Below are 12300 nucleotides of genomic sequence, written 5' to 3' on the forward strand. Positions count from 1 at the left end.
AAGCGGCCCGGCGCTGACGCGACCGCCCGTCGACCTGAAAGAATCGCTGCCATGCGTATCCACATCGCGACCGACCACGCCGGCCTCGAGTTCTCGACCCAGCTCCAGCATCATCTCGCCGAGGCCGGTCATGAGGTCATCGACCATGGGCCGCTCGACTACGAGCCGTTGGACGACTACCCGGCGTTCTGCATCCGCGCCGCTCAGGCGACCGTGCGCGACCAGGAGGCCGGGATCGAGGCGCTCGGAGTCGTGTTCGGCGGCTCCGGCAACGGCGAGCAGATTGCGGCGAACAAGGTGCGCGGCGTCCGCGCGGCGCTCGTCTGGAACATCGCCACCGCAGAACTCGCCCGAGAGCACAACGACGCGAACGTGATCGCCATCGGCGCCCGCCAGCACACGTTCGCCGAGGCATCCTCCTTCATCGACCGCTTCATCGCGACGCCGTTCTCCGACGAGGAGAGGCACATCCGGCGCATCGGGCAGATCGCGGCCTTCGAGGCCGACGGCAGTCTGCAGCCCGATCCGCGCGCGGTGCCCAGCGCTCCCCTCGGCGGCGAGAGCGCCGACGCCATGGACCCCGAGGCAGGCTGATGCCGGAAGGCCATTCCGTCCACCGGATAGCGCGTCAGTTCGAGCGCAACGTCGTCGGTCACGCGGTTGCGGCGTCCAGTCCGCAGGGTCGGTTCGTCGAAGGCGCGCGCCTCATCGACGGGCGGTTCGCCACTTCCGTTCAGGCGGTGGGCAAGCAGATGTTCCTCGAGTTCGACAACGACCTCTGGCTGCGGGTGCATCTGGGCATGTACGGGGCGTGGGACTTCTCCGGCGAGATCGTCGTCGACCCCACGATCGCCTCGTCGAACGGCCGCATGGGCCAGACGAACCAGCGCGGGACCGACCTCGGCGCTCCGGACGACGCCATCATGGACGCGGCGGGCGAGAACTCGCTGTCGTCGATCGGTGCGCCGCGCCGCACGCGGGTCACCGTGCGCATGTCGGAACAGACGCGAGGGCTGCCCGAGGTCGACGCGGAGTGGCCGCCGCCGGTGGTCGGCCAGGTGCGCCTGCGACTGCTCACGAGTTCGACGTGCGCCGATCTGCGCGGCCCCACCGCCTGCCAGATCCAGACGCCGGACGAGGTGCTGGCATCCATCGCCAAACTCGGTCCGGATCCCCTGGTGGATGACGTCGCGGAGGGGGAGGAGCGCTTCACCGCCGTCGTGCGACGCAAGCCCACGTCGATCGGTCAGCTGCTCATGGATCAGTCCGTGGTGAGCGGAATCGGCAACGTGTACCGCGCCGAGATCCTGTTCCGTGCGCGACTCAACCCGCACACCCCGGGCAAGCAGGTCCCCGACGAGATCGTGCGCGAGATGTGGCGGGACTGGGTGCGCCTCCTCGCCATCGGCGTCGAGACCGGCCAGATGATGACGATGGACGACCTCGATCCCGCCGCCTACCGCCGTGCGATGGCCCGCCGAGACGACCGTCACTGGGTGTACCACCGCGCCGGCCTGCCCTGTCGCGTGTGCGGCACGGAGATCCTCATGGAGGAGATGGCAGGACGGAAGCTGTATTGGTGCCCGTCCTGCCAGGCCTGATCCATCGGCTGCCGGATCCGAGCTTCTAGGCTGAGAGGATGCGCCAGAACCCCTCCTTCGCCATGACGGACGTCGCCGAACTGCGACGGCTCATCGAGCGGCACCCCTGGGTGACCCTGGTGAGCGCCACCGACGCCGGACTCGTCGCCTCCCACTACGCGGTCCTCCTGGACGACTCTCGCGACGACCTCACCATCGTCGGTCACGTCGGCAAACCGGATGATCAGCTCCACGGCCTCGGAGACCGCGAGCTCCTGGTGGTCGTGCAGGGCCCGCACGGCTACATCTCACCCGGATGGTACGGGGACGTCGCGTCCGTTCCGACGTGGAACTTCGTCTCCCTGCACCTGAGCGGAGTCCCCGAGCTGCTGACCCCGGAAGAGAACCTGGTCGTCCTCGACCGCCTCGTCGACCATTTCGAAAGCAGGCTGCCGCAGCCGCGAGCGATGTGGGAACGGCCGAACGACGCGCCGTTCATCGAGCGGCTCGAGCGGGGAACGGTGGGTTTCCGCCTGACACCGACGACGGTGGTCGCCAAGCGCAAGCTCAGTCAGAACAAGTCCGCCGAGGTCGTCGACACCGTCATCTCCGAGCTCGACGGCGCTGGACCGTACGCGAGCCCGGAACTCGCCGCCGAGATGGCCCGGGCGCACGCCGCGATGCGGGCGGCCCGTCCGTGACGGGCGTCGGTGAACACGTCGGGATGATCCGGAACGCCCGCATTCCCCGCGGGCTGACCTCCGTGCTCGCAGACGAGCCGGTCGACGTGATCATCGCGAACGGTCGGGTCGCCGACCTGGCGCCGAGGGGCAACCTCACTGCGCGCGGCGAGGTGCTCGAGGCCGGCGGCGCGTGGCTGATACCGGGCCTGTGGGATCACCACGTGCACGTGATGCAGTGGGCGTTGGTCGCCGAGCGCGAGGACGTCGGGGTGGCGCGCTCCGCCGCGCATGCGGCACAGATCATGGCCGCAGCGCCCGCGCTCGCCGACGGCCGACGCATCGGCACCGGATTCCGCGATGCCCTCTGGCCGGACTCTCCCACGCTCGAGATCCTCGACGCGGCCACGGGAGAGGTGCCGACCTACCTCATCAACGCGGACGTCCACAGCGTGTGGCTCAACAGCGCGGCGCTGAGGAGGGAGGGTCACCACCCGGACACCACCGGCGTCCTGCGCGAGGAGTCCGCCTTCGAGATCTCACGGCGCCTCAATGACGTCGACCAGCAGCACGGCGACGATCACGTGCGCCGGATGACACAGGATGCCGCCGCCCGTGGTGTCGTCGGACTGATCGACTTCGACATGGCCTGGAACGAAGGCTCTTGGGCAAGACGGCTCGCCGGGGGATTCGACTCGCAGCGTGTCGAGTTCGGCATCTACCCGGAACACCTCGAGCGCGCCGTCGCCGAGGGTCTGCGGTCGGGCGACCGTGTGCGGGGCGCGACGACCGACCTCGTCCGCGTCGGTCCGCTCAAAGTGATCACCGACGGTTCCCTGGGAACGCGCACGGCCGCCTGCTCGCACTCCTATCCCGGCGACCCGCTCAACCACGGTCTGCTGACCGTCTCACCCGAGCGCCTGGTCGAACTGATGACCACGGCCACCGCGGCCGGGCTCTCGTGCGCTGTGCACGCCATCGGGGATGTCGCCAACAGCCACGCGCTCGACGCGTTCGCGCGGACCGGAGCCTGGGGGACGATCGAGCACGCCCAGCTCGTGGCGCACGCCGATATCCCGCGGTTCGCGCGCCTGGGGGTCGCCGCGAGCGTGCAGCCCGAGCACGCGGTGGATGACCGCGACCTCACCGACACGATCTGGGCCGCTCAGACGGCGCTCCCGTTCCCGCTGCGAGCTCTCGCCGATGCCGGAGCCGACCTGCATTTCGGGTCCGATGCGCCCGTCTCGCCCCTCGACCCGTGGGCGGGCATCGCCGCGGCGGTGTTCCGCACGCGCGGCGCTCGTCAGGCGTGGCATCCCGAGCAGGAGGTCGATGTGTCGACCGCGCTGGCGGCGTCCATGTACGGCGGATCGGCGACGCGCGCCGCGATCGAGCCCGGCGCACCCGCCGACCTCGTGCTCTGCGGGGACGACCCGGTCCTCGCCGACGAGGTCGCGATGCGCGGCATGCCCGTCCTCGCCACGCTGCTCGGCGGCCGCCTCACGCATCTGCGGTGACAGGGCACACACGATGAACCCCCCGGAACATCCGTTCCGGGGGCTTCATCGTGTGTTCGCGAGGTCTATTCGGCGATGTGCGCGAAGAAGAACCAGCGGTCCTTCTCGAGCCCGCGCTTGATCTCGATGGCGATGTCCTGACTCGACAGATCGAACTCGTCGAGCCCGTCGATGGCCGTCTGCACATCGAGCAGCACGGCGTCGATGTCGACGATGATGTCCCGGACGATCGCGTCGGACTTCGTGAATCCGGCCGGCACCTCCGTGGGCGTCGCCTTCGTGGCGATGGTCGACAGCCTCGCGTCGATCGGCAGCCCGAGGGCCACGATGCGCTCCGCAGCGAGGTCGGCCCACGCGCCGGCGTGGGCGACGAGCGTATCGAGCAGCTCATGGACGCCGATGAAGTTCGCGCCGCGCACGTGCCAGTGAGCCTGCTTGCCGTTGATCGTGAGAGCCTGCAGGCCGATCACGACGGGCGTGAGGAACTGCGCTGTCGAGGTCACCGCGTCCGCGCTGCTGGCGGTCTGGGAGATGTGCTGGATTTCGGTCATGATGGCGCCTCCTGGCTTCTGTCACGCGCACCCGTCACGTGCGACGTCGAGGGCAACGCTACTCAGCCGGGAACATTCCACAAGCAAGCTGAGGCTCGGCTAATCTGCGCGCGAGCGGGCAGAAATCCACGGTTGCGGCAACCGTGCGACTAGCGTCGAAGCGTGCCATCCGCAGACCATGACCTCGGCCCTCAGGACCTCGGCCGGCCGGCGACGACCGTGCACCGCGAGCCTCTCGACCGCTCGCCCGAGCACGCGGAGCCCTCGCGCTTCCTCCCGCACGTGCAGGGTCTGCGCGCGATCGCCGTGCTCTTCGTGGTGCTCTATCACTTCTGGCCGGCGCGACTGCCGGGCGGATACGTGGGTGTCGACATCTTCTTCGTCATCTCCGGCTTCCTCATCACCGCGCACCTGATGCGCGAGATCGCCACCACGGGCACCGTGCGTCTGGGACAGTTCTGGGCGCGGCGCGCCCGACGGCTGCTGCCGGCGTCGCTCCTGGTGCTGCTGTTCTGCGCGCTCGCGGTGATGTCGCCCTACCTGATGCCCACGTCGGCTCTGCCGAACGAGGTGCGCGAGATCATCGCCTCGACGTTCTATGTGGAGAACTGGTCGCTGGCCCTCAGTTCGGCCGACTACCTGAACCACTCCGGCGACCCCACGACCGTGCAGCATTACTGGTCGCTGTCGCTCGAAGAGCAGTTCTACGTGATGTGGCCGCTCATCATGCTCCTGGCGGCATGGGTCGGCGTGAAGTCCTTCCGGGCGTCGCGCAGACGCGCCGTCCTCGTTGCGATCGGCGTCGTGACCGCAGCATCCTTCATCTTCTGCGTCGCGTTCACCCTCACCAACCCGGCGCCGGCCTACTTCGTCACGTTCGGCCGCATGTGGGAATTCGGTCTGGGCGCGCTGGTCGCACTGGTGCCCAGGCTGCGGGTCCGCCACGCCGTGGGCAGCTTCGTCCTCGGGTGGGCAGGCGTCCTCGCGCTGCTGTACACCGCGTTCCGCTTCGACGGCCAGACGCCGTTCCCGGGCTACGCGGCGACGTTGCCCGCTCTGGGCGCCGCCGCGATCATCGCCGCCTCGAACACCTCGGGATGGTGGCAGCCGACGCGCATCCTGGCGATCCGTCCGGCGCAGTTCACGGGCGACATCTCGTACTCGCTCTACCTCTGGCACTGGCCGCTGATCATCATCGCGCCGTCGGTGCCCTTCTGGGGGCTGACGATCTACCACCGCGTCGCCCTGCTGGCGATCTGCTTCGTGCTCGCCTGGTTGACCAAGCGCTTCGTCGAGGATCCGGCCCGCCACTGGAAGGTGCTGGTCACGCGTCGGGCGGCGGTGACCCTGTGGGCGTCCCTTGCCGCGATGGTGCTGGTGGCGGGCACGGCGGGCGCCGCATGGGCCGTCAATGCTCCCGCCTATCGCGACGGCGTGCAGTCCCTCGCGCAGCTGCGGCAGGATCCGCCCGACTGCTTCGGTGCGGCGAGCGTGCTCGAGGCGGGCTGCGCCGGCACCGACTTCGGCGGGACGATCCTGCCCGCGCCGGGCTTCGCGGGGGTCGATCGGCCCGCTGACGAGCGGTGCTTCGTGCAGCTCAACGACTCGCGACCCGTCTCGTGCGACTTCGGCTCGGATGATCCGGATGCTCCGCGCATCGCGCTGATCGGCGACAGTCACGCCTTCCAGCTGCTGTCGACCTTCGAGCGCATGGCGGAGGAGAACGGCTGGCACCTGGTCACCTTCTTCAAAGGCGCGTGCGCATGGAGCACGACGCCCCTGTCGACGCCCGGCGCATTCGGCGACGCGTGCACGACGTGGCGGAACGGCGTCACCGCGGCGCTCCGCGACGCGGACATCGATGCCGTCTTCACCGCGGCGATCGCCTCCACCCCGTACTCCTCGGCCGGGTTCGATTCCTCGCACGACGCCGCTGTCGCCGGATACCGCGGCGCGTGGAGCGAAGTGCTGGATCGGGGGATCCCGGTCATCACCGTCGTCGACAACCCCGTGTGGGAGACCGACCCCAACAAGTGCCTGCGCACCCGCGCAGAGGCGTCCTGCGTCGGTGCGCGCACCGAGATGCTCGTCGAGGACGATCCGCTGCGGGACGCCGCCGCCGGCATCCCCGGCGTCACCCTCCTCGACTTCACCGATGTCTTCTGCGACGACTCCGCGTGCTTCCCCGTCGTGGGGGGCGCCAACCTGTACCGCGATCAGGATCACTTGACGGTGACGTTCGCCGACACCTTGGCCCCCCAGTACACCGCGGCGATCACGGCAGCCCTCGCGGCCGGGGTTCCCTGACGCGGGGAGGCCTGGAACGGTCGCCGTAGGGTGAGGTCATGACCATCGCCGAAGGTGCCTCCGTCCTGTCCGTCGCCGGGCTCGTGCCGTCACTGCATCCCGACGCCTTCGTGGCCGCCGGGGCACGGGTGATCGGTGCCGTCACCCTTGAGGAGGGTGGCAGCATCTGGTACAACGCCGTCCTCCGCGCGGACAGCGATGCCATCACCCTCGGCGCGGGGAGCAACATCCAGGACAACGTCTCGGTGCACGTCGACCGCGGACACCCGGTCACGATCGGGCGCGACGTCTCCGTGGGCCACAACGCCGTCGTCCACGGCTGCACGATCGAGGACGGATGCCTCATCGGCATGGGCAGCGTCGTCCTGTCGGGAGCGGTCATCGGCACGGGCAGTCTCGTCGCCGGGGGAGCGGTCGTCCTGGAGGGGTCCGTCATTCCTCCGGGTTCGCTCGTGGCCGGCGTCCCGGCGAAGGTGCGCCGCAGCCTCACCGACGATGAGAAGGCCGGGATCGTCCGCAACGCACAGATCTACCGCGCGCACACGGGCACCCACGAAGCCGCCGCGTCGCTCTGAGGCGGCCCGGGCCGGTTCGGTTCGGGCTGAAGAGGGGCACGCGGAGTCCGCGGATCCGCGGACATATGGAGGGGCTGACGAGAATCGAACTCGCATCATCTGTTTGGAAGACAGAGGCTTTACCACTAAGCTACAGCCCCGGATTTCCGGCCTGATCTGGTCTTCCGATAGGAGGTTCAGACGTCGGGCCGGGGTTTTCCGTATTCGGTTAGCATGCGTTCCCGCATGTCATCGCCGCAGCTCATAGGCCGTGGCATCCGCAATCCTAACGGAATCGGCGACCATCCTCGAACGCACGCGACAACAGGGGAGCGGATGCCGCACACCCAGGTCGGCTAGACTTCTCGGGGTCGTTTCGTGTCCGCGTGTGCGCGTGACCTCCCGGGGCGTAGCTCAGCTTGGTAGAGCGCCCGCTTTGGGAGCGGGAGGTCGCAGGTTCAAATCCTGTCGCCCCGACAATCCGGCCCCGACGAACCCCCGCCCTTCAGCCGCCGCGCGCATGCGCGGAACACAGAGGAGAACGAACACCATGGTGAACAGCACCGTCGAGAAGCTCACCCCCACCCGGGTCAAGCTGCACATCACGGTCACGCCCGACGAGCTCAAGCCGAGCATCGCGCACGCGTACGAGCACATCGCGCAGGATGTGCAGATTCCCGGCTTCCGCAAGGGCAAGGTGCCCGCGCCGATCATCGACCAGCGCGTCGGCCGCCTCGCGGTCCTCGAGCACGCCGTCAGCGAGGGCCTCGACACGTTCTACCGCGCAGCCGTCCAGGATCTCGGTGTCCGCGCGCTCGGCCGCCCCAGCGCCGACGTCGTCGAATGGCCGTCCGACAAGGACTTCTCCGGTGACCTGCTCGTCGAGGTCGAGGTCGACGTCCGCCCCGAGTTCGACCTGCCCGACTTCGAGGGCACCACGATCACCGTCGACGCCGTCGAGACCGACGACGCGGCGATCGACGAAGAGCTCGACCGCCTCCGCGCGCGCTTCGGCACGCTGGTCACCGTCGACCGGCCGGCCACCACCGGCGACTTCGTCGAGCTCGATCTGGTCGCCACGATCGACGGCACCGAGATCGACCGCGCGCAGGGCGTGTCGTACGAGGTCGGTTCCGGTGAGCTGCTCGTCGGCATCGACGAGGCGATCGAATCCCTCACGGCGGGCGAGGACACCACGTTCCGCTCCACGCTCGTCGGCGGCGACCACGCCGGCGAGGAGGCTGAGGTCGCCGTCTCCGTGACCGCTGTCAAGGAGCGCGAGCTGCCCGAGAGCGACGACGACTTCGCGCAGATCGCCAGCGAGTTCGACACGATCGCCGAGCTCCGCGAGAGCCTGAAGGAGCGGGTCGGACAGCAGTCCGTCTTCACCCAGGGCTCCGCTGCCCGCGACAAGCTCGTCGAGGAGCTCCTCGCCCAGGTCGACATTCCGGTTCCTCCCCAGCTCGTCGAGGACGAGGTGCACCAGCACCTCGAGGGCGAAGGCCGCCTCGAAGACGACGTGCACCGCGCCGAGGTGACCGAGGCGAGCGAGAAGCAGTTCCGCACGCAGATGCTGCTGGACGCGATCGCAGAGAAGTCGAACGTCCAGGTCTCGCAGGACGAGCTGACCCAGTACCTCATCCAGTCGGCCGCGCAGTACGGTATGGCCCCCCAGGAGTTCGTGGAGACGATCCAGCAGAACGGACAGCTCCCGGCGCTCGTCGGTGAGGTCGCGCGCAACAAGGCGCTCGCCGTCGCACTCGGCAAAGTCACCGTCGTCGACACCAACGGCAAGACGGTCGACCTGACCGGATTCGTCGCGACCGACGACGAGGACGAGGCCGAGGAGGAGGTCGTCGACGAGGCGCAGGACATCGCAGATGCCGCCTCCGACGCCGACGCGATCATCGAGGCCGAGGAAGCTCCCGCGGCCCCGCCCGCCGGGAAGAAGGCGCCCGCCAAGAAGGCCGCCGCTCCCGCTGCTGCCGAAGAGCCCGCCGCGAAGAAGGCGCCGGCCAAGAAGGCCGCCGCCAAGAAGCCCGCGGCGAAGAAGGCTGCCGAGTCCGAGTAGATCTTGTGCGGCGAAGGGGGTGGGATGCTGCGGCATCCCACCCCCTTCGCGTTCGCAGGCCCGGTACGAGGCAGTGCAGGGAGGACGGGTCGTACGCCTTCCGCAGCGTGCGCGATCGGTCACGGGCCGCACGCGGGAACGGCGCGACAGCGACACGGCTATGCCGACGGCGAACACGGGGAGCGGCGCGGAAACCCGCCGGTAGATTCGTCTCAGACGTACAACGAACGGAGCAATGATGGCCGAACCCCTGGTCGCGACAAGTGTCTTTGACCGGCTACTGAGAGACCGCATCATCTGGTTGGGATCGGAGGTGCGGGACGAGAACGCGAACGAGATCTGCGCGAAGATCCTCCTCCTCGCCGCCGAAGACGCAGAGAAGGACATCTTCCTCTACATCAACTCGCCCGGTGGCTCGATCACCGCCGGCATGGCGATCTACGACACGATGCAGTTCGTCCCGAACGACATCGTCACCGTCGGCATCGGCATGGCCGCCTCGATGGGTCAGCTGCTGCTGACCAGCGGCACGAAGGGCAAGCGCTACATCACGCCCAACGCCCGCGTGCTCCTGCACCAGCCGCACGGCGGGTTCGGCGGCACATCCAGCGACATCCAGACGCAGGCGCAGCTCATCATCTCGATGAAGAACCGCCTCGCCGAGATCACCGCAGCGCAGACGGGCAAGCCCGTCGAGCAGATCAACGAAGACGGCGACCGCGACCGCTGGTTCACCGCCGAAGAGGCGTTGGACTACGGCTTCGTCGACCACATCCGCGCCCACCTCACCGAGGTCGTCGGCGGCGGCGGAACCGATGTCGTCGGCGTGACCGCGGACTGACCGAAGGCGAAAGAGAGAGAACGCATGAACACCCCCACCTTCGGAAACCCGCAGGGGCTGCAGATGCCCGGCAGCCGCTACATCCTTCCGCAGTTCGAAGAGCGCACGGCCTACGGCTACAAGCGCCAGGACCCTTACAACAAGCTGTTCGAAGATCGTGTGATCTTCCTCGGCGTCCAGGTCGACGACGCATCAGCGGATGACGTGATGGCCCAGCTGCTCGTCCTCGAGTCGCAGGACCCCGAGCGCGACATCATCATGTACATCAACTCGCCCGGTGGCTCCTTCACGGCCATGACCGCGATCTACGACACGATGCAGTACATCGCGCCGCAGATCTCGACGGTCGTGCTCGGACAGGCGGCGTCAGCGGCATCCGTGCTCCTCGCCGCGGGTGCACCCGGCAAGCGCCTCGCGCTGCCGAACGCGCGCATCCTCATCCACCAGCCCGCGGTCGGCGAGGCCGGACACGGCCAGGCCTCCGACATCGAGATCCAGGCTGCGGAGATCCTCCGGATGCGCACGTGGCTCGAAGAGACCATGGCCCGCCACACGGGTCAGGATGTCGCGAAGGTCAACAAGGACATCGACCGCGACAAGATCCTGTCGGCGCACGAGGCCCTCGCGTACGGCATGGTCGACCAGGTGCTGACGACGCGCAAGCGCACGCCCGCCGCCCTGACGAGCTAGACGCACGACGCACCGGATGCCTCGCCCCTCGTCGCTCGACGGGCGAGGCATCCGTCGTTCCGGGGCACACGGTCGGACTCCCGTCCGTGCGGTGACACCCCCGTTCACAACGCCCGCCGCAATCCACCCGTTGTCGATGCCAGCGGCTAGGCTCGAAGGACACACCAGGGGGACACCCCGCGGCGACGAGGAGGAGCCTGATGGCTCGCATCGGTGAAAGTGCCGATCTGTTCAAGTGCTCGTTCTGCGGGAAGAGCCAGAAGCAGGTACAGCAGCTGATCGCCGGTCCCGGCGTGTACATCTGCGACGAGTGCGTCGAGCTGTGCAACGAGATCATCGAAGAGCGCATGGCGGAGTCCACGACCGGCGTCGTCTCCGATTTCGATCTGCCCAAGCCCCGCGAGATCTTCTCCTTCCTCGAGGAATACGTCGTCGGCCAGGTCGACGCGAAGCGCGCCCTGTCGGTCGCGGTCTACAACCACTACAAGCGCGTCCGCGCGCACGGCACCCTCCAGACCGCCGAGCAGCGCGCCGACGACGTCGACATCGCCAAGAGCAACATCCTGCTCCTCGGCCCCACGGGCTGCGGGAAGACCTACCTCGCGCAGACGCTCGCGAAGCGGCTCAACGTGCCGTTCGCCGTCGCCGACGCCACTGCACTCACCGAGGCGGGTTACGTCGGAGAAGACGTCGAGAACATCCTCCTCAAGCTGCTGCAGGCCGCGGACTTCGACACGAAGCGTGCCGAGACCGGCATCATCTACATCGACGAGGTCGACAAGATCGCCCGCAAGGCGGAGAACCCCTCCATCACCCGTGACGTATCGGGTGAGGGTGTGCAGCAGGCGCTGCTGAAGATCCTCGAGGGAACGGTCGCCTCGGTCCCGCCACAGGGGGGACGCAAGCACCCGCACCAGGAGTTCATCCAGATCGACACGACGAACGTGCTGTTCATCGTGGCGGGCGCTTTCGCGGGTCTCGAAGAGATCATCTCGGCACGTGTCGGCAAGCACGGCGTCGGCTTCGGCGCCCCGCTGCACGACAAGGACGAAGACATGAACCTCTTCATGGACGTCCTGCCCGAAGACCTGCACAAGTTCGGACTCATCCCCGAGTTCATCGGTCGGCTGCCGGTCGTCGCCTCCGTCTCTCATCTCGATCAGGATGCGCTGATGGAGATCCTCACGGCGCCCCGCAATGCGCTGGTCAAGCAGTACCAGCGCATGTTCGAGCTCGACGACGTGCAGCTCGAATTCGAGGAAGACGCGTTGCGCGCCATCGCCGATCTCGCCGTGCTCCGCAAGACCGGCGCTCGGGGCCTGCGGGCGATCCTCGAAGACGTTCTGGGGCCGATCATGTTCGACATCCCGTCGGCGGAAGACATCGAGCGCGTGATCATCACCCGCGAGGCAGTGGAGAAGGGCGCCACGCCCACGATCATCCTGCGCGGCGAGAAGCTCAAGAGCGCCTGACCGCTCCCGCGCCGAGCGGCCAGGCGTTCCGGTCTGG

Annotated in this window: 11 protein-coding genes and 2 tRNA genes; 11 read left to right on the plus strand and 2 right to left on the minus strand. The window is 68.3% G+C overall.

The window, feature by feature from the left end; all coding sequences use genetic code 11:
- The first annotated feature begins 51 nt into the window (after positions 1 to 51).
- The 4 genes from ACFM35_RS05290 to ACFM35_RS05305 are packed head-to-tail and all read left to right on the plus strand — an operon-like array spanning position 52 to position 3777.
- Positions 52 to 594 carry a ribose-5-phosphate isomerase gene (locus tag ACFM35_RS05290; RefSeq protein ID WP_378839287.1) on the plus strand — a complete coding sequence of 181 codons (543 nt, stop codon included), beginning with the start codon at positions 52 to 54 and terminating at the stop codon, positions 592 to 594.
- Entirely contained in the window at positions 594 to 1601 is a 1008-nt protein-coding gene (locus ACFM35_RS05295) for an Fpg/Nei family DNA glycosylase (RefSeq protein ID WP_378839289.1), read from the plus strand. Before ACFM35_RS05290 ends, ACFM35_RS05295 begins: the two co-directional genes overlap by 1 nt.
- Positions 1602 to 1639: 38 nt before the next feature.
- Positions 1640 to 2281, plus strand: a complete 642-nt coding sequence (locus ACFM35_RS05300; RefSeq protein ID WP_378839292.1) for an FMN-binding negative transcriptional regulator — start codon at positions 1640 to 1642, stop codon at positions 2279 to 2281.
- 23 nt (positions 2282 to 2304) lie between these two features.
- Positions 2305 to 3777 (plus strand): amidohydrolase, encoded by a 1473-nt coding sequence (locus tag ACFM35_RS05305; protein ID WP_378839294.1) that lies wholly within the window; start codon positions 2305 to 2307, stop codon positions 3775 to 3777.
- A gap of 65 nt (positions 3778 to 3842) precedes the next feature.
- Here the strand turns inward: ACFM35_RS05305 and ACFM35_RS05310 are convergent, their stop codons facing one another.
- Entirely contained in the window at positions 3843 to 4328 is a 486-nt protein-coding gene (locus tag ACFM35_RS05310; RefSeq protein WP_378839297.1) for a Dps family protein, read from the minus strand.
- 162 nt (positions 4329 to 4490) lie between these two features.
- On the opposite strand from ACFM35_RS05310, the gene ACFM35_RS05315 reads away from it, so the two are divergent.
- Both ACFM35_RS05315 and ACFM35_RS05320 read left to right on the plus strand, forming a co-directional pair.
- Positions 4491 to 6635, plus strand: coding sequence for an acyltransferase family protein (locus ACFM35_RS05315; RefSeq protein WP_378839300.1), 2145 nt, complete (start codon positions 4491 to 4493; stop codon positions 6633 to 6635).
- A 38-nt stretch (positions 6636 to 6673) separates the two neighbouring features.
- Positions 6674 to 7210, plus strand: coding sequence for a gamma carbonic anhydrase family protein (locus ACFM35_RS05320; protein ID WP_378839302.1), 537 nt, complete (start codon positions 6674 to 6676; stop codon positions 7208 to 7210).
- Between the two features lie 66 nt (positions 7211 to 7276).
- Here the strand turns inward: ACFM35_RS05320 and ACFM35_RS05325 are convergent.
- Positions 7277 to 7350 (minus strand) — tRNA-Gly (locus tag ACFM35_RS05325).
- 242 nt (positions 7351 to 7592) lie between these two features.
- On the opposite strand from ACFM35_RS05325, the gene ACFM35_RS05330 reads away from it, so the two are divergent.
- From ACFM35_RS05330 to clpX, 5 genes are all read left to right on the plus strand, one after another.
- A tRNA-Pro gene (locus tag ACFM35_RS05330) sits at positions 7593 to 7666 on the plus strand.
- Positions 7667 to 7739: 73 nt separating this feature from the next.
- On the plus strand, positions 7740 to 9260 hold the full coding sequence (gene tig / locus ACFM35_RS05335) for a trigger factor (protein ID WP_378839304.1): 1521 nt from the start codon (positions 7740 to 7742) through the stop codon (positions 9258 to 9260).
- A gap of 238 nt (positions 9261 to 9498) precedes the next feature.
- Positions 9499 to 10101, plus strand: a complete 603-nt coding sequence (locus ACFM35_RS05340; protein WP_378839494.1) for an ATP-dependent Clp protease proteolytic subunit — start codon at positions 9499 to 9501, stop codon at positions 10099 to 10101.
- Positions 10102 to 10125: 24 nt separating this feature from the next.
- Positions 10126 to 10791, plus strand: a complete 666-nt coding sequence (locus tag ACFM35_RS05345; RefSeq protein WP_378839308.1) for an ATP-dependent Clp protease proteolytic subunit — start codon at positions 10126 to 10128, stop codon at positions 10789 to 10791.
- A 200-nt stretch (positions 10792 to 10991) separates the two neighbouring features.
- Positions 10992 to 12263 carry an ATP-dependent Clp protease ATP-binding subunit ClpX gene (gene clpX, locus ACFM35_RS05350; RefSeq protein WP_378839310.1) on the plus strand — a complete coding sequence of 424 codons (1272 nt, stop codon included), beginning with the start codon at positions 10992 to 10994 and terminating at the stop codon, positions 12261 to 12263.
- The last annotated feature ends 37 nt before the right edge of the window (positions 12264 to 12300 follow it).

Origin of the sequence: Microbacterium songi (assembly GCF_042747925.1) — a bacterium.
Taxonomy (GTDB): domain Bacteria; phylum Actinomycetota; class Actinomycetes; order Actinomycetales; family Microbacteriaceae; genus Microbacterium.